We start from the raw sequence: 18,541 nt of genomic DNA on the forward strand, positions 1-18,541 counted from the left end.
TATGGGAATATCAAGAATGTTATTGATGTTTACTATTACCGTCTTTATGGCTATTTTTGTCGTATCAGAGCGGAATAAAATTATCGAAACAGGGTACATCGTGGCGAAATTGCAAAGGAATTGTGATGAGCTATCAGAGAAGAACAGAAAGCTGGGCTACTATGTTGATCGGTTAAAATCTCCTGAGGTTATTGTCTATAAGGTACTATCTCTAAAACTGCCTCTGGTTCCCCAGGAAGACGAATCCGGGATGATTGCCGGACGCATAAAACTGAAAGATGATGTAAGGAAGGCAATGAAAACGGTTGTTCACAAAGATATATTTACGCAAAAGGTGTCCAGACTGGAGTGTTGTTCATTGCATAATTAAAATGTCGGGTGTTTCGTGGCTTATGTTGTGCCCTCCTCCCGGACGCTTTTGGGGCAAAGTTGTTTTTTGTCTCGAAAGCGTCCGTAAATATTTTATTTACCTTTTTGATTTAGTTTCATACGCCTTTGTGGGAGTGTCAGCGTGATACCATTAAGAAAGCACAAATTTTGGGCGAATATTACGGGTGTTTTTCTTGTCATTACGTTTCTTGCTTTAGCTGTTCATCTCGGGCATATTCAGTTAATTGAGCATGATAAATACTGTAAATTAGCTAAAGGGCAGCAACGGAAGAAAATTGAGTTGCCTGCACGAAGGGGTACCATCCTTGATAGGAACGGGCTTACCCTTGCAGACTCTTTACAGGTGTCATCTGTTTATGCCGATCCCGCAGAAATTGAAGACATTCCTACGGTAGCATATCATCTGAGTAAGGTATTAAAGCTGAGCTCTGCTAAGATAGCGAAACTCCTGAATAAGGATAAGCGATTTGTTTGGATTAAACGGAAAATTGGTGATGATGAGCTTCGTGCGGTCACGAAATTGCCTCTAAAAGGGGTCTATACAAAACACGAGTATCATCGTTTTTATCCTAACGGGAGATTGGGGAGTCACGTTCTTGGCTTCACCAATATTGACGAGAGAGGACTCGAAGGAGTTGAGCTTTCCTTTAATGACGTATTGTCAGGAGAACCAGGGTATAAACTGATCAATCGTGATGCGCTGCAACGTCAGATCGTCACACCGGATGCAGAGATTCAGTTGCCCCGGCACGGAAACCAGGTTGTATTGACCATTGATGCCAACATCCAGCGCTTTACGGAAGAAGAGCTTGAAATTGCTTTTGATAAATGGAAGCCAGTGTCTGCCACAGCGGTTGTTATGAATCCCATGACCGGTGAAGTGCTGGCAATGGCCAATTATCCTTCATTTGATCCAAACCATTTCGAAAAATATCCTTCATATGCAAGGAGAAATTTAGCTGTCACGGATTGCTATGAGCCGGGTTCATTAATGAAACCCATCGTGGTTTCTGGCGTCTTTGAGCACGGGTTGGCGAGACCTGACGAAGTTATTTATTGCGAAAACGGCGCTGCTGTGATAGAGGGGAGAAGTTTGCACGATGCCCATGAATACGGGAATCTTACGATTTCTGATGTTATTGCACATTCAAGTAATATAGGAATGGCTAAAGTGGGATTGCGAATGGGAAATGAAAAGATGTACCGGTACCTTAAGCAATTCAAGTTTGGCGTGAAAACAGGGATCGAACTTCCAGGTGAAATAGGAGGTGTTTTTCATCCTCTGAAACAATGGTCGAAGAAATATTCTCTTATATCGGTTTCAATCGGGCATGAGATTGCGGTTACCCCGCTCCAGTTTCTTACGGCTTTTTGCTGCATCCCAAACGGTGGACAATTGATCAGGCCGAAGATTATTAAGGCAACAATAAGCAATGGTAATACGAGAAAAGAATGTTTCCAATCTTCGCAAGGTGTTGAACGAGTAATGAGTTCACATGTTGCACGCACAATTATGAATCCCATACTGATGAAGGTTGTTACCGATGGCACCGGAGAGAACGCGAAGCTTCTGGAATATGATGTTGCTGGAAAGACGGGGACATCACAGAAAGTCTTCAGTGGCGGGAGATATTCTCATGATAAACATGTCGGATCTTTTATTGCCTATGCGCCTGCCGAGCGTCCCCGCATTTGTGTGCTGGTTATGATCAACGAGCCTCAAAGCAGGGAGTACTATGGTGGTACAGTTGCAGCCCCCGTCGTCAGGGAAATTATTCTACGGTCGCTTGTTTATCTTGGTGAGGAGCCATCCAGGTTTAAAATGGCAATGCAATGATTGTGTCAACTCATGCTGTGCTCGTGCACAAAAAAGATGCGATCATGCCGAAAACAAGATTCTCTGTGATAAAGTATGTGAAATATCCGGGTTGGCCTGATATGTGCTGAATTGAGGAGGAAAAGACGATGCAAAAAGAAATCGAAAAGCAGAAGCCTGTTTTGAGACACAATTGGTATAAAACGGAAAAAGAGCTTGAAGTGACCCTGACGTACAATCGAGAGATTTTGGACAAGCTTTTGCGGGAATATGCCGGCGAAGTAGATAAGGTGAACAAAAAGAGATATGTAAACGAACGAATCATTCGGCCGGGAAGTGCGAAACATCAGGGTTTCGATGCAACCTTGAAAATGAATTTTTTCTCTCCGTCAAGGGAAAAGTGGAATTTTGCAGAAAGCAAGGTAGATGTTTACAAGATTAAGTGACCTTTGTTCCTGTTTGAAAGAATGCCAGTCTTGTAATTTTGTGGAAAAAGAAGTATATGGCATAACACACGACTCCCGAAAGGTAAAGAAGGGTTATGTGTTTGTTGCTGTTCAAGGCCACAAGATCGACGGGCATGAATTTGTTGCAAATGCAATTGAGAATGGGGCTATTGCCCTTGTTGTAGAAAAAAAAATTGAAGATGCTACAGAAATACCTCAGATTATAGTGCCGAATACACGTTTTGCACTTGCCGTCATGAGTAGCCGTTTTTATGGAGAACCTTCTTCGCGGATGACGGTGATTGGCATTACGGGAACGAACGGGAAAACGACAACCTCCTATCTTACAAAGTCAATTATCAATGCCTCTGGTAATGAAACAGGACTGATTGGTACAATTCAGTATCAGATGGGCAGCAGAGCAATACCTGCACGGGAAACAACGCCTGAATCTGCGGAACTGCATGGGTATTTCGCTGAGATGCTTGAATCAGGCATAAAATATGCGGTAATAGAGGTATCCTCTCATGCCCTTTCTCAGTTTCGTATAGAAGGGGTTTGTTTTCGTTCTGCAATCTTTACGAACTTATCTGTTGAGCACCTTGATTATCATACGAATATCCAAAATTACAGAAATGAAAAACTCAAACTGGTAAAGCGGCTAGGTCCTGATGCGTTTGCGATATTGAATGCGGATGATAATGCCAGCAAACATTTTGCCGAGTGCACAAAATCTCAAATAGTTTGGTATGGTATAAAGAAAAAGAATGCTGAAGTGACTGCCGAAATACTTCAGACAAGCGTCAATGCAACACGAATATTGCTGAATTCTCCCTGGGGTAAAGTACCGATTCATTTGAATTTGATCGGGAAGCATAATGTTTATAATGCAGTTGCAGCGGCAGCAAATGGATTAGCATTGGGTTTCAACATTGATACGGTAAAAACGGGTATTGAATCGTTACAAACGGTACCCGGACGCCTGGAAAAAATTGACTGTGGACAGGATTATCCTGTCTATGTTGATTTTGCCCATACTCATCAGGCGCTCCAGGTTGTTTTGCGTACCCTTCGGGATGTAGCGAAAGGACGTATTATCCTGGTTTTCGGATGTGGTGGTGATAGAGACCGGAAGAAAAGGCCAAAGATGGGGCATATTGCAGAAAAATATTCAGACCTTTTCTGGATAACCAGTGATAATCCGCGTTCAGAAGACCCCTCTCATATAATCTGCGAGATTCAAAGAGGAGTAAAGAAAGCATCGTGTTTTCGAGTGCAGGCTGATAGAAAAACTGCTATTGAAGAAGCCATTTCAGAGGCGAAAAATGGTGATGTTGTGATCATTGCAGGAAAGGGTCATGAACAAAACCAGATAGCGAAGGGTGTCACAATGTCCTTTGATGATCGCGAGGTTGTAAGGCAAATTTTACAGAGAAGAATGGTATCGTAGATTACAGAACGAGATACAAAATGGAAGACCTGTATTTTCATGAGATTATAGAAGCCGTCGGTGGACAAAACGTATGTGCCGGAAAGAATGAAAGGGTAAAAGGTGTATCGATAGACAGCCGGACTATTCGAAAGGGTGACCTGTTTTTTGCACTCAAAGGGGAACGTGTTGATGGTCATCAGTTTATCGTACCGGCAATGAATGCCGGAGCAGTGGGCGCCGTGGTTTCGCGGGGGGGAGAAATTGATTTTGGATATGAGCAATTTCCTATAATTTGTGTAAATGATACCGCGACCGCACTTGGAGAATTAGCAAGGTATTACCGAAAAAAATTATCTGCAAAAATTATTGGTATCACCGGGAGTAACGGAAAAACAACTACGAAAGAAATGACGTATCATGTGTTATCTCAGTTCGGTTCGGTAGTAAGGTCACAAAGAAGCTTTAATAATTTTATTGGCGTACCGCTAACAATATTTGAGATAGAAAATAGGCATCAATACGGGGTGCTTGAAATGGGCACAAATGCTCCGGGAGAAATTCGGCGACTGACGGAAATTGCCGTTCCTCATATTGCGGTTATTCTCAACGTTTCCAAAACTCATCTGGAGGGCCTTGGGAGTATGGAAGGGGTTGCATCGGCAAAGGGAGAAATATTGGAAAATCTCAGCAAGGGAGGGGTATTTGTATATAACATTGATGATCCCTGGTGTGTTAAAATTGCCCATGCATTTAAAGGGGAAAAAGTAAGTTTTGGATTCAGTCCCTATGCGCACATTCGATGTACGAACACAAAGAAAGAAACCGAAGGATATCGTTTAACAATTAACGGAGACCTTGAAATTGATTTTCCGGTGCCTGGCTATCATAATATCCGCAACGGTTTGGCGTCTTTTGCGATTTGTTATGCATTAGGCCACGATATTTACCAGCTAAAAGAGCCGTTTTCTTCCTTTAAACTTCCTCAGATGAGAATGGAGCGTCAGCATATTGGAAATATTACCCTTATCAATGACGCATACAATGCAAATCCTGAATCTGTTCGTACAGCGCTGGCATATCTTCATGAAATGGATACAAAGGGCAGAAAGGTGTTTATTTGTGGCGACATGTTAGAATTGGGAAGTGAGACAGTTCCGTTACATAGGGAGATTGGGGAAACGGTAGCTCATTCTGGCATTGACTTGTTGTGGACGGTAGGAGTGTATGCCGCTGAAACTGCAAGGGCTGCAAAATTGTCCGGTATGCCGGGGAAACGGGTAGTTTGCTTTAAAGATGTGGCTGAAATTGTTGCCTCTGAAATAAGCGAATTTAAAGAAAATGACACGGTATTAATCAAGGGTTCCAGAGGGATGCGCATGGAAAACATTATTGAGAAGTTCAGAAGATATTTATAAAGCAGGTAATATTCATGCACTTATTAAGGTTTTGGTCTGGGATGGTTCAATTAAGATTCTGTTAAAAAAGGTAAAAGGGCTTTGCTATACAATCTATTTTCTTCGGTAAATTCGCCAGAAATTCTCAAATATATATCCTCTCGTTCATGTTTGGCGGCATTTACTGCATTTTGCATCAGTATATTTTTTGGTCACTGGTTTATCAAAAAACTTCGGGCATTAAAGGTTGGTGAAGATACAACAAAAACTGACTCAGAAGAACTTAAACGCATGCATTCCGACAAAAAAAACACACCGACAATGGGAGGAATTATTGTTATTGTGTCCATCCTGGTTTCCACCCTGCTTTGGTGTAATATTTATAATGAATACATCTTTTTGATCCTGTTTACCCTAATATGGCTTGGTGTTCTTGGGTTTATTGATGATTACATCAAGCTTACCCAGGTAAAAGCCTCAGGTTTGACGGACAGTTCAAAATTATTGTTTCAATCAGCATTGGGGCTTATTTTGGGATTAATATTATATTTTCACATGAAAAAGTTTACCTGGGGCACGCATCTCATAATTCCTCGGATGAAGGACTTTCATCTTGATTTAGGGCCGTTCTACATTGTTGTCGTTGCCTTTTTTATCGTAGGGATGTCAAATGCCGTAAATCTTACGGATGGATTGGATGGTTTGGCAATAGGATGCGGCATTATTGCAGGAATAGCTTTTGCTGTTATTGCCTATATTTCAGGACGGGTAGATTTTAGTAATTATTTAAGGGTTCCTTATATTCCTGGCAGTGGAGAATTGTGTGTTTTTTGTGCTGCCCTTGTAGGAGGAGGTTTGGGGTTCTTGTGGTACAATTGTTTTCCTGCACAGATTTTTATGGGGGATACCGGCTCACTAACCCTGGGTGGTGTACTTGGATTGGTTGCGATCATAGTAAAGCAAGAGGTGTTAATGATTGTGATTGGTGGCATTTTTATTGCTGAGGCAGTTTCTGTCATCATGCAGGTTTCCTGTTATAAGATGACAAAGAAAAGAATTTTTCGCTGCGCACCCCTGCATCATCACTTCCAGTTTAAGGGCTGGCATGAGTCGAAGGTAACGGTGAGGTTTTGGGTGGCCGCAGCATTGCTGGCAGTATGTAGCTTTATATTATTGTAAAAGGATATCTGTCCGTGAAACCATGGCATATTATTGTCTACATCGTGGTTGTTCTGTTGGGGTTTAGCGTTGTTACGGTATATAGTACCGATATGACAACTTCCGGATCCGGCGGGACGGGTTATCAATTCATAAAGCACCTTTTATGGATTGGTATAGCTTCCTTACTGTTGGTAATAATGTCAAAAATTGATTATCACTACTTGCAGAAATTAAGTATCCCTATTCTTGTCGTGTCTTTTGTCCTGCTTGTGATGGTATTATTACCTGGGATCGGAACGGTTACCAATGGTGCACGGAGATGGATTCGTTTTAACCGTATTTTGGGTATCCAGCCGTCAGAATTTGCAAAATTGGCTGTTATTATCTTTGTTTCGAGTTATATAGCAAAAAACCAGAGCCGGATGTCTAAATTTACCTATGGTTTTATATTCCCCATCATGGTGGTAGCTGTAATAAGCGCTCTTGTACTGAAGGAGCCGGATTTCGGGACTGCCGCATTTCTTGCAATACTATCTGTGATTATGCTTATTGCCGGAGGAACAAGAATAATTTTTGTTCTTTTTACTGTTATGGCTGTTACACCATGCGTACACAAAATGTTGTTTGATGTTCCATTTAGAAAAATAAGACTATTGTCATTTCTTGACCCCTGGAAGGACCCTTCTGGAACAGGATATCAGATAATTCAATCGTACATTGCTCTTGGTTCCGGTGGATTGACAGGGTTGGGCCCGGGAAGTAGCAGACAAAAACTCTTTTTTTTACCGGAAAGCAATAGTGATTTTATTTTTACCATTATTGGAGAGGAGTTCGGTTTTCTTGGCGTGATTGTTATTATCGGTCTGTTTTTATCCTTGGTATGGTATGGATTAAAGATTGTGCACACAGCAAAAGATATCTTTGGCTTTTTTTTAGGGCTTGGGATTACGGTAATGTTTGGACTACAGGCGGCTCTCAACATGGCTGTAATCTCAGGTTTGGTGCCAACAAAAGGTATTCCTTTGCCTTTTCTCAGCTCCGGGGGGTCCTCTTTGCTGTTTTCTATGATGGGGATTGGTATATTATTGAATATTGCCAAACAATCTGAGGTAAGTGAGACGGTAAGTTTGGTAACGGATAGGGAGGAGCCACCGAAAAAAGAACTTGAAAAAATGATGCCTCTCGGGATTTGGTCTAAGATGATAACAAAAGTAGCAGATTTTTCTTGGTAAATAGCAAGCTGACTTGTCAGGGATTGTGTGTAAATATTGGACGTAGCGTGGTTTCATAATGCGTCACGCATGTTTACTTTTTGTACCGCATTTGTAAAGAAAAAAGGGGTATAAAAAAATGAAAATAATTTTTGCAGGGGGTGGTACTGGTGGGCATTTAATGGCAGGGTTGAGTGCAGCAGAAGAAATTCTTTCACGATTTCACGAGGCAGAGATTGTGTTTTTTGGGTCTGATAGAAAATTAGAAAAACGCTGTGTGGAGCAAAAAGGGTTCCGGTATCGTCAAGTTCGGGCAAAAAAATGGGGGAAATCGATTCAGCAGATAATTACCTGTATTGGCTCAACAGTTCTTGGCATTTTTGACTCACTCTTTGCGGTACGAAATTTTAATCCTGACATTGTCGTTGGCTTGGGTGGATATGTGTCCGTTGCTCCAGTTATTGCAGCAAAATTGCTCGGTATCCCGTCGGTGTTACTTGAACAAAATGTAATTCCGGGAAAAGCGAACCGGTTTTTGTCTCGATGGGTAGATGAGGTGTATTGCCATTGGCGTGGTTCACTCAAGTGGTTTACCCAAGCAAAGGTTGTTCGTGTAACAGGGACGCCGATCCGAAAGGATATCCTGTCTAGTAAAAAAATGCGTTCTGTCGAGAAGTTTGGTCTGAGTGCCTCTAAAAAAACCATTCTGATTACCGGGGGTAGTCAGGGCGCACAGGCAATCAACGAAACATTCTTACGATGTTTGCCCAAGCTGGAATCTTTGCATAACGATCTGCAGATTATCCACTGTACCGGTGAATACGGTTACGAGACTGCAAAGGCAGCATATAAACAAACGAAGATAGAGGCATTCGTTTGTAGTTATCTTGATGATATGGGCGCTGCTTTTAGTATGGCGGATATCATTCTTTGCAGGGCTGGTGCGACTACCATTGCGGAAATTACTGCGCTAGGTATTCCTGCAATCTTAATACCTTATCCGTACGCTGCGGATAACCACCAATATTGGAATGCAATGGAACTGGTAAGCAACGGCGGAGGATATTTATTACAGCAGCTTGACGTAACACCGGAAAAAATCATGGAGCTTATTGCCGACATCCTTGATAATAAAGAGAAGTATGATAGGATGAGAATGTTAAACAAGAGAATGGGGATTCCTAATGCATCTTCAAATGTTGTGGATAACATTTGCAGACTGATTGGTCTAAAGAGTGCACAAATCGCACTCATTGCTGGCTAATTTTACCGGTAAACAGTGTGTTGGCAAGAAATGAAAATAAAACAACGGTTATTACCCAATAAACGAATTTCCAATAATACCAGTTATTTTACATAAAAAGAGGGTATTGCATTATGAATTCATCAGAGAGTGGAAAAATGGAGCCGATGTCAACATCGTTGTTGGAAAGCCAGTTTAATTGTCGTCCCTTGCGCGGGCATTGCGTATACTTTATTGGGATTGGTGGTATCGGAATGAGTGCCGTTGCGCGCATCCTTATTAATGAGGGTTGTATCGTTTCTGGTTCTGATTTACGGATATCACCGCTAACTTCCAGTCTTGAAGGATTGGGAGCAAAGATTAATACCAAGCAAGATGGAAGTTTTATGTCATCGGAAACGGACATGGTCGTGGTATCGGCATCTATTACTGAAGATAATCCGGATCTTAAAACTGCCCGTAAACTGGGGATAAAAGTGGTAAAATACTCGCAAATTCTCGGTTCATTAATGAAAGAAAAACGTGGTGTTGCGATCAGCGGCACTCACGGAAAGACAACGACAAGCGCAATGATTTCCACCATTCTAAAAACGTCGGGACTGGATCCTACCTTCGTCATCGGCGGAGAAGTGCCTGACATTGGTGGCAATGCACATCTGGGGAAGGGAAATTTATTTGTTGCAGAGGCTTGTGAATATGACAGGTCGTTTTTAAATCTTACTCCACAGGTGGGGGTAATTACTAATATTGAAGAGGATCATTTAGATTATTATGAAAATATTGAGAAAATAATCCATGCCTTCGGGGACTTTGCTTCCTCGATTTCAGAAGATGGTTTATTGGTTGTGAATGATCACGACAATAACACCGTTGTTGCCGCACGAAGAGCGAATTGTAAGGTAGAAACCTTTTCTCTTGACAATGCTTCTGATTGGTGTGGGGAAGTGCTTTCAGGAAGCAGCGGTCTGAAAAGATTCAGGGTCTTTTACAGGGATGCATTTTTTCATGAATTTTCGTTACAAATACCAGGATCTCATAATGTATTGAACGCATTGGCGGCAACTGCTGTGTGTACTTTTATCGGAGTGGATAAGGATTCTATTAAAACTGCATTAGCGTCTTTTCGTGGCGCAAATCGGAGGTTCCAAATTGTTGGTGTGAAGAATGGTATTACGGTAATTGATGATTATGCACATCATCCAACCGAGATACGCGTCACCTTAAGAGCGGCGCGGGAACTTTATCCTGAAAAAAGAATATGGTGTGTATTTCAACCCCATCAATTTAGTAGAACTCGGCACTTATTGAAAGAATTTGCACGATCCTTTCAAAACGCAAACAGGGTAATTCTTGCGGATATTTATGCAACGCGGGATAATGATTACGAAAAAACCGCTATGAATGCTACGAAATTATATGAAGAGACCCGTAACTCAGGTATAGATATCCAATATATTCCTCAATTGAGCGATATCGTGAATGTGCTTTATTCTAGTGTAAGCCCGGGAGACATTGTCATGACAATGGGTGCTGGCGATGTTTGGAAAGTTGCTTATGATTTAGTTTCAAGATTCTAAAATGGAGGCGGAATGCGATGAAGCCAAAAAATGTTGTGGTTTTGATGGGTGGGGTGTCTTCTGAGCGTGAAATTTCATTACGTTCTGGTAATGCCGTGGCAAAGGCATTAGCAGATGCGGGTTTTACCGTTTCCTGTATTGATGTGAAAGATGAAAAGATTGATGAACTCAATCAGAGAGAAAAAGAGGTGGCTTTTATTGCATTACATGGATATTTTGGTGAAGATGGTGGTGTACAACAACTCCTGGAATTAAAGGGTATTCCCTATACCGGCTCAGGGATTAATGCCAGCAAGCTAGCAATGGACAAATTAGCAACAAAAAATTGCTTTGTCGAGGCAGGTCTCAAAACCCCGGACTATGTCGCCGTGACGGAGTTTCAAGAGGAAGATGAGATGCAACATGAAATCATGCGGCTTGGATTGCCGGTTGTTTTAAAACCCATACGGAATGGTTCCAGTATTGGTATATCTATAATAAAAGATATCAGGAATCTCCAAATAGGCATGAAAAAGGCATTTGAGTTTGGATACGAGGTGCTAGTAGAGAAATACATAAAGGGGCGTGAATTGACCGTTGGGATATTAGAGGACAAGGCATTGCCGATTATTGAGGTTAAACCGGCAGTGGAATTTTTTAATTATGATGCTAAATACAAGGATAACAGGACAGAATATCTGATTGTAGAAAAAACATCGGTGGAAAGTGGTAGGGAAGCTGGTAATTCACGCCTCAAGATAGGATTTCTTCCATTCTCTCTCTATGCGAAAGCACAAGAATTGGCCCTTTGTGCTCACAGAGTACTTGGGTGCAGAGGATTCTCGAGAGTAGATATGCTGCTGGACGAAAAGAATGAATTGTATCTATTGGAAGTAAACACCATTCCCGGTTTTACCGAAAAAAGCTTACTGCCTAAGGCGGCAAAGGCCGCCGGTATATCATTCTCTGCGCTGTGTGAAAAAATCGTTGATCTTGCTTTTCAGAGCGCTCTTGTAAGTGTTAATGAAACAATACAGAATTAATGCCTCTTATGATGCAGTTCTCTATCCTTTCAGCGTTTGTGAGTACTTTTTCAGGCAAGATACACGCAATAAAAGGGACTCTGTACCCTTTTTTTTCCCGTTTCGTCGTATCTTCCTGCATAATAATTTTTATGATATGGGGTATACAAAAGATCTGGTATTCCCTGATAGAATTAAGTATTTTCCAGGTGAGTCCCGCCACCTTTTCTTTCCACACGCCCTCTTGGATGAATGATCATTTTACGGATGATATAAAACATCTGGTAGCCTTGAATGATCAATATGGCATGTATGAAAATAATTTAACCAAAAAAATAGCGGAAATTTATGGACGCCTTGTTTTGGTTAAGAACGTGGAATCGGTTAAAAGAGTTTTTCCTAATAAGCTGGCTATCAAATTCGTGCTACGCAAACCTATGGCAATTGTTAAAAGTAGAAATAACCTATATCTCGTTGATCACGAAGGGGTTTTATTGCCAAAAGAATATTACACATTAAAAAATACCGAATATGATAGTCCTTATATCCAGAGTAACAAGCTTGCAAGATTACCTTTGTACGGAAAAGAATGGGATGACAAGGGTGTTAAGGCAGGGATAGCCTTGGTGAAATTCCTTAGGGCGAATAATATTCATAATATCTTTAAAATTGTATCCGTTGATGTATCAAACATGTGCAAAAGGAACTCTGCCGGTAAGAGTGATATTGTTTTATGGACGGAAAACAATACCCAAATTCGTTGGGGATGCTCTCCACTGTGCAACGAACAGAATGAACTTTCCGATGAAGAGAAGTTACAAAACCTCTTAAGCATTGCAAAAACAGAAGGCACAAATCTCAGGCTTATGGAATACGTTGATGTTCGTTGGAAGAAACCCTTGGGCAAACGATGGGTAAAGAGTAACGATATAACGGAAGAACCTTAAAAACATATTTTGCACGTTCAGATCCAGGTAATAATTCTCCCCCCCTCCGTGGACCGCCTTTATTTATGCCTTATCAACAGGTATTCCGGAAAAGGAATGAAAATTATTTTGACTTTTCACGGTGCAATGTTAAAATTAGTAAGTGTCTTTCTTTAAATCAGATATGATCAATTCAACAATAAGCGGAAGTGGCGGAATCGGCAGACGCGCTAGTTTGAGGGGCTAGTGTCAATAAAACGACGTGGGGGTTCAAGTCCCCCCTTCCGCATTACTTTGTGTTTGCCCACCCATAGTAAAGAAGATCAAGCATATTGCATATTTTGAAACGCATGTTGGCCGCACTTCCTTAATCAATGTATAGTACGGATAAATGAGGACGGTATTAAAAAAATTTACCCATTTATGGGAGATTTGTTGATGGACAAATGCATATTCCTCACAGGGGTAATTATTCTGTTGTTCTTTGGTGGTTGTAAAGAGACACAGATAAGACAATCCGATTTTGTACCGTTTAAAGCCCCGGTTACTCTTTCTACGACGACAGAAGAAGTCGGAAGGAAGCCATGGGAATTTGAAATATCACCGAAAAAAGAAGTTCCTGATGAGAAAAAGGAAGGGATGCCGGAAGAATTTCTCTATAAAGAAGAACTCAAAAAGCCCGAACCTGCTATCCGAAAACCAGAATATACAGGAGAGAAAATCGACATCGCCTTTAATTTTGATAACGCGGAATTAAAAGACGTTTTACAGATTATCCTGGGTGAAATTCTGAATATGAACTACATTTTAGACAAACGAGTAGGGGGAACGATCAATCTTCACGCCACGGGACAGGTCTATAAAGAAGAGCTCATTTCTATGCTTAATACTCTTTTGTATGTATATGATTTTGCGATCATGAAGGATGGTGATTTATATAGAATACTGCCCAAGTCAGAAACTCGTTCTGAGACAAATATTGTGGTTTATGGCGATAAAATTCCCCCGTATGATAAAAATATCATAATCCAAATTGTTCCCCTTCAGTATGAAAATCCAAAAAATTTAAATGCAACCCTAAGGCCTTTTATGACGAGTGTAGGGAATATTGTTACCCACGGTGACGCTCCCTTTATCGTAATCGTCGAAGCCGCGTCAAACATGGAAAAACTGCTCACGCTAGTAAAAACCTTTGATATGCCTTTTTTTGCCGGTAAAGCCATGAAATTCTATAATTTGAAATATGCCGATGGGAAAAATGTGGCAAAAGACCTTACTGCCCTTGCACAATCATTAGGAGCAAAAGCTGGCGCTGAAGGAGAGCTGAGTTTTATACCGTTTTCTGATTCAAATAAGATATTGGTTGTTACGAAAATGCCGGATTTTTTACCAAAAATCGATCTTTGGATAAAGAATATTGATGTTCCTCCTTCAGAGTTGGAGGAAGATGCCAAGGTGTATGTGTATAAAGTTCAACACCAAAAAGCCGAAACGATTGTCCCTGTTCTTACACAAATTTATAGTGAAAAAATGGCTGCGCAACCTAAAGTGACAGGAAAGAAACAGCCCGAGGCAATGAAGGTTGTGGCAGACCCGAAAACCAATACCGTTGTTGTAAAAGCTTTGCCTACGGATTATCGGGCGATAAAGATGATTATAGAGGCGATAGATGCCACGCCGCAACAGGTATTTTTAGAGGCGCTTATCTTGGAAATCGGAATTGATGACAGCTTAGAGTATAAGTCAGAGTGGACACTGAATGCCGGAAGTTTGAAATTATTTCAATTATTTACCCCCGAACAGAAACAACTCGCAAGAGAGGCTGGTAAGCCCACGTTATTTTATAGCAAGGGGAGTTTTTCACTCCTTATGAACATCCTTGCCTCAAATAAAAAAGTGAAATTATTATCAGCGCCACATATTCTCGTGCGGGATGAACAGCCGGCACATATTCAGGTTGGTGAAGAAGTGCCAATTAAAACTGCCACAACCCAACAACAGGGCACCACGTACGTTTTACAACAGATACAGTACCGCGATACGGGTATTATTCTCACCGTTACACCACACATTGCTGAAAATGATTATATTACCCTGGACATAAAGCAAGAAGTGAGTAACGCAGATAAAACTACAACAGGGGTGAATGATTCACCAACCTTTACGACTCGCCAGGCAGAAACCTCCCTTGTGGTAAAGAGCAGCTATACAATAAGTTTGGGTGGTATCATACAGCAAAGCGATGAAAAAAGTATTAGTAAAGTACCGCTTCTGGGCGATATCCCTCTTGTGGGGAATCTATTTAAAGCTACCTCCATTAAAAATGTGAGGCGAGAATTGTTGATGCTCATAACACCTTATATTGCAAATAATGCAGAAGAGGCGGATGTCTTAACCAATGCCTTCCAGAAGAAATTAAAGGAGATAGAGCCACTCGTTACGCAAGGGGTAGATGAAGTTAAGAAATACGAAAGCCAAGAGTAAAAGCGGATTTACTATTCTGGAGGTTATGGTCGCCCTGGCCATTGTGGGAATTTCTATCGGGATTTTTTTTAGTTTGATCGCTAATTCATCAAGATTAAAAGAAAAAATTGATAGACATGCAGAATTATTGCTTCTTGCCAGAACAAAAACGGAAGAAGCTTTGTTGGGAATCCTTGGAAAAAAATACGAAAAGGGAGATAAGGAAAAAACTTTTGAGGGTACAACAAAGGATGGGGTGCAGTGGAAGGTATCGGAGGTAGACGAATATGAAAAAGCAAGGGATACGATCGATTTATATAATAAAACTACCGATAAAGATTCCATGGAAGTTCCACTCAAAGGAACTACGTTATTAAGCATATTTGTTGGAGGGATACGTATTGAAACGATGTATTTTTCTAAAGAATCTGGTATCTCCCCTGATGAATCAAAAGACGAAGACTCAGAAGAAAAGGAGAAAATATCAGACCAGATATTTCACCGTAAATGAGACAAAAAAAAGGCTTTACTCTATTTGAATTACTTATAGCCCTTTTCATTGGAACTCTTTTGATAATGGCAGGCTCTTATGCAATACGAATGGGTTTGTTTTCTATGGAAAGGGATGAAACCTGGTTCAATGAATCAACAAAAGAAAAAGCCGTTTACGATTTCTTCTGGCAACAGGTCTCTTCGCTGTACGTTCAGAATGTACCAAAGAAAAAAATTGGGAATGCTGAAGGAAATGAGAATATTAAAACAAAGGAAAATGTCTATTTTACTGGGAAAAAGGATTTTCTTACCTTTGTATCTCCCCTTTCTTTTACGAGGCACTATGGCCAGGGTTTAACAATTGCCAATTATAAAATTAAGGTGAATGATAATGGTCTTTGGGATCTCGTGTACTCAGAACTTAAAGTTAACCCTACGGTATTAATTACCTTATCTGAAGAATCAGAAGGTTTGTTACGTGCAGATAAAGATTCTGCCGTATTTTTTAAAGATTGTGATAAAATTTCATTCGCTTATCTTGATACCGTGGATAATGAACTTGATGACAAAGAAGATATTCAAAAAAAATTTCAGAGTGTTGATGTTATAGAGGGCACAGATTTACAATGGAAAGAAGAAATGAGCAAAAAAGCCCCTCTGGCGATAAAATTATTGGTGTCAAAATACGGAAAGGAACACGAGCTGGTATCATCAATCATGGTTATGTATTAATTTTTAGCCTCTGGGCAATTGTAATTCTTGGGTTTATTGCGGTAGGCCTTACCCGTAGTACGGGTATTGCTATTAAAACGGAAATTGCTTTTACGGAGCGTGTAAAAAATATCTATGCAGCACGTGGCGCCTGTATGTATGCAATGCAAAAATTATTGCAGCCAAATGACAGGGAAAGAGATGCGAAAGCCGGTGATAGAGAGGCGCTAAAAAAGAAGAGAGGCGCAGGAGAAGATGCAAGTCTGCGGGAAAAAAGGAGACACAGCAATTCGTGGGTGCCCAGTAACATTCCGTATTCAATCCAGATAGGAGAGAGAGATTGTAAGGTATCCATCAATGATGAAAGTGGAAAATTAAATATAAACAGGATAACGGATGATACGAGAGCCAATTTCATAAAGGTTCTCACTTCTTGTAAGCTCAAAGAACATGAAGCAGAAACCATAACAGATTCTATCCTGGATTGGTTAGATAAGGATGAGTTACATCACATTAATGGTGCAGAAAAAGATTATTATGCCACGTTACCTGATCCCTATGAACCGAAGAACGGACCCTTTGAGTCACTTGAAGAGCTGACCTTAGTTAAAGGCGTTACTCCACAAATATTTGACTTACTGCGGGACCATCTGACAATTTACGGATCAGGGAAGATCAACGTAAATTTTGCATCAAAAGAGGCGCTCCTCTATATACCTGCGATTACAGAAAGGATTGCTGATTTCATAATTCAGTTGAGAAATAAACGAGGGAAAATTAAAAAGCTAGATACCTTAAAGGAAATATTCAGGTATTTTGGCATTATTGGAAAGGATTATGAAGCGATTCTGCAATACATAACGTTGGATAATTCGAATTATATTATGATCAATTCGATCGCTTCTTCAGGAAAAATAAAAAATGGATACAGAGTGCTTGTACTAAAGGGCATGGGACATTGTAAAATTCTTGCAACATATCCTGAATAAGCTACCTAAATTCTGGAATCATGAAAATACCATTTGCTAGTATATTTTCTCAAAAGGCCATGGGTTTATCTCTCCTTGGAAATGACCTTATTATAACGACCATCTGGAAGAAACTTATTGCCTACTCGCATGAAACTGTCAAAATTAATGATTTTATGACTAAGGATATCATGCAATTAAAACATGCATTTTCCCCAAAAGGAAATTTTGCAGGAGATATTATTCTATCCTTGCCGCGGGAGTTTTCTATTGTCCGGGAAATAGAATATCCCCATTCGAATCTGAAGGAGTTACGAGATGCGCTTGCGTACCAACTGGATAGTTTTATTCCTTTTAGTAATGAAGATGTTTATTTTGATCTTCATTCATTGCATCACAGCAGGCAGGATGCTAAGGTGCTCATTGTAGCTATAAAAAAAATAGAATTGGATGCTATCTTGTCAAGACTACAAGCGATTGAGATTGTTCCCGCCCGTGTCATGATCTCTCCTTTTGCTTTTCTCCCTATTCTGGAGGAAAAAAAGGGTCATATCGTTTTGATCAACAAAAATGCGAGGAATTACAGCTATAATTTATTTGAAAATAATCATCTGGTATTCTCATCTGTTATGAAAACGGAGGCAGAATTAACCAACCGGATTGAGGCGAACATTCCAGATGAAATATTGTTGGCAAATGTCAGTAATGATATTTTACCAAACGGAAGCACGATTTCCGCTCAATCATTGGATGAGTATTTGGAATCGTATGGTGCTGCTCTGTATGGTTTGGCAGAATATCCGTGTAATCTGAGCCTCATTAGGTCATCCAGAAAGAGGTTAAATGTCCAAACTGTTTTAATGTTCTTTTTAATAGGATTCCTGATATGTTTTGCATTTCTTATTCCTTACATACAGAAGGTGAATAATGTATCGGTATTAAAAACGATCGATACTCAGATTAAAGCAATTAAAAAAGATGTGACTGCTGTGGAGAAACTTCAGGATCGTATTGCAGTACTTGATAGGGCAGTTGATAATGTTAATAAAATTAAAGAAGACTATATTCCGCGGATTGATGTTATTCTGGAATTGGCAAAAGTACTCCCGAATGATGCATGGGTAAAGTCCCTTACTATTGTGGAAAATAGTTTTGAAGTAGAAGGCGATGCAGTGTCGTCAACGAATTTAATACCTATCTTGGAAAACTCACCGCTTTTTTCAGGAGTGGGGCTGGCTTCTCCTGTTACAAAAACACAAAGTGGCAGGGAAAAATTCCGGATAAAAGGGAATATTCAAAGACAATAAGAT

The 18,541-nt window shown here is 40.4% G+C and carries 16 protein-coding genes and 1 tRNA gene; all 17 read left to right on the top strand.

Annotated features, from left to right (window positions below; translation table 11 throughout):
- The first annotated feature begins 1 nt into the window (after position 1).
- The 17 genes from BIY37_RS10435 (at position 2) to BIY37_RS10515 (ending at position 18,538) form a co-directional block, all read left to right on the top strand.
- A complete protein-coding gene (locus BIY37_RS10435) occupies positions 2 to 370 on the top strand; it encodes a hypothetical protein (protein WP_070067777.1) in 369 nt (122 codons plus the stop codon).
- Between the two features lie 141 nt (positions 371 to 511).
- A complete protein-coding gene (locus BIY37_RS10440; protein WP_070067778.1) occupies positions 512 to 2,227 on the top strand; it encodes a peptidoglycan D,D-transpeptidase FtsI family protein in 1,716 nt (571 codons plus the stop codon).
- Positions 2,228 to 2,355: 128 nt separating this feature from the next.
- Positions 2,356 to 2,652 carry a hypothetical protein gene (locus BIY37_RS10445; protein ID WP_070067779.1) on the top strand — a complete coding sequence of 99 codons (297 nt, stop codon included), beginning with the start codon at positions 2,356 to 2,358 and terminating at the stop codon, positions 2,650 to 2,652.
- Positions 2,633 to 4,102: a UDP-N-acetylmuramoyl-L-alanyl-D-glutamate--2,6-diaminopimelate ligase gene (locus tag BIY37_RS10450; protein ID WP_080325023.1), complete on the top strand. Its 1,470-nt coding sequence runs from the start codon at positions 2,633 to 2,635 to the stop codon at positions 4,100 to 4,102. Before BIY37_RS10445 ends, BIY37_RS10450 begins: the two co-directional genes overlap by 20 nt.
- A gap of 20 nt (positions 4,103 to 4,122) precedes the next feature.
- Positions 4,123 to 5,499 (top strand): UDP-N-acetylmuramoyl-tripeptide--D-alanyl-D-alanine ligase, encoded by a 1,377-nt coding sequence (locus BIY37_RS10455; protein ID WP_070067780.1) that lies wholly within the window; start codon positions 4,123 to 4,125, stop codon positions 5,497 to 5,499.
- Positions 5,500 to 5,649: 150 nt separating this feature from the next.
- Positions 5,650 to 6,657 carry a phospho-N-acetylmuramoyl-pentapeptide-transferase gene (mraY, locus tag BIY37_RS10460; RefSeq protein WP_261340851.1) on the top strand — a complete coding sequence of 336 codons (1,008 nt, stop codon included), beginning with the start codon at positions 5,650 to 5,652 and terminating at the stop codon, positions 6,655 to 6,657.
- A gap of 14 nt (positions 6,658 to 6,671) precedes the next feature.
- Positions 6,672 to 7,871 carry a putative lipid II flippase FtsW gene (ftsW, locus tag BIY37_RS10465; RefSeq protein WP_070067782.1) on the top strand — a complete coding sequence of 400 codons (1,200 nt, stop codon included), beginning with the start codon at positions 6,672 to 6,674 and terminating at the stop codon, positions 7,869 to 7,871.
- Between the two features lie 118 nt (positions 7,872 to 7,989).
- A complete protein-coding gene (gene murG, locus BIY37_RS10470) occupies positions 7,990 to 9,114 on the top strand; it encodes an undecaprenyldiphospho-muramoylpentapeptide beta-N-acetylglucosaminyltransferase (RefSeq protein ID WP_070067783.1) in 1,125 nt (374 codons plus the stop codon).
- Positions 9,115 to 9,227: 113 nt separating this feature from the next.
- Complete coding sequence (gene murC / locus BIY37_RS10475) at positions 9,228 to 10,670, top strand: UDP-N-acetylmuramate--L-alanine ligase (protein WP_230402503.1); 1,443 nt, start codon at positions 9,228 to 9,230, stop codon at positions 10,668 to 10,670.
- 17 nt (positions 10,671 to 10,687) lie between these two features.
- Positions 10,688 to 11,692, top strand: coding sequence for a D-alanine--D-alanine ligase (locus BIY37_RS10480; protein ID WP_070067784.1), 1,005 nt, complete (start codon positions 10,688 to 10,690; stop codon positions 11,690 to 11,692).
- A 131-nt stretch (positions 11,693 to 11,823) separates the two neighbouring features.
- Positions 11,824 to 12,618: a cell division protein FtsQ/DivIB gene (locus tag BIY37_RS10485; protein ID WP_143299252.1), complete on the top strand. Its 795-nt coding sequence runs from the start codon at positions 11,824 to 11,826 to the stop codon at positions 12,616 to 12,618.
- Between the two features lie 182 nt (positions 12,619 to 12,800).
- A tRNA-Leu gene (locus BIY37_RS10490) sits at positions 12,801 to 12,886 on the top strand.
- A 149-nt stretch (positions 12,887 to 13,035) separates the two neighbouring features.
- Positions 13,036 to 15,081 carry a type II secretion system secretin GspD gene (gspD, locus tag BIY37_RS10495; protein ID WP_179129369.1) on the top strand — a complete coding sequence of 682 codons (2,046 nt, stop codon included), beginning with the start codon at positions 13,036 to 13,038 and terminating at the stop codon, positions 15,079 to 15,081.
- Entirely contained in the window at positions 15,050 to 15,571 is a 522-nt protein-coding gene (locus BIY37_RS10500; RefSeq protein WP_070067787.1) for a pilus assembly FimT family protein, read from the top strand. Before gspD ends, BIY37_RS10500 begins: the two co-directional genes overlap by 32 nt.
- A complete protein-coding gene (locus BIY37_RS10505) occupies positions 15,568 to 16,284 on the top strand; it encodes a PulJ/GspJ family protein (protein WP_070067788.1) in 717 nt (238 codons plus the stop codon). The genes BIY37_RS10500 and BIY37_RS10505 overlap by 4 nt, the downstream gene beginning before the upstream one ends.
- Positions 16,179 to 17,252: a type II secretion system minor pseudopilin gene (locus BIY37_RS10510; RefSeq protein ID WP_070067789.1), complete on the top strand. Its 1,074-nt coding sequence runs from the start codon at positions 16,179 to 16,181 to the stop codon at positions 17,250 to 17,252. Before BIY37_RS10505 ends, BIY37_RS10510 begins: the two co-directional genes overlap by 106 nt.
- A gap of 20 nt (positions 17,253 to 17,272) precedes the next feature.
- Positions 17,273 to 18,538 carry a PilN domain-containing protein gene (locus BIY37_RS10515; protein ID WP_070067790.1) on the top strand — a complete coding sequence of 422 codons (1,266 nt, stop codon included), beginning with the start codon at positions 17,273 to 17,275 and terminating at the stop codon, positions 18,536 to 18,538.
- Positions 18,539 to 18,541: the final 3 nt, after the last annotated feature.

This window comes from Candidatus Brocadia sapporoensis (genome assembly GCF_001753675.2).
Lineage (GTDB): Bacteria > Planctomycetota > Brocadiia > Brocadiales > Brocadiaceae > Brocadia > Brocadia sapporoensis.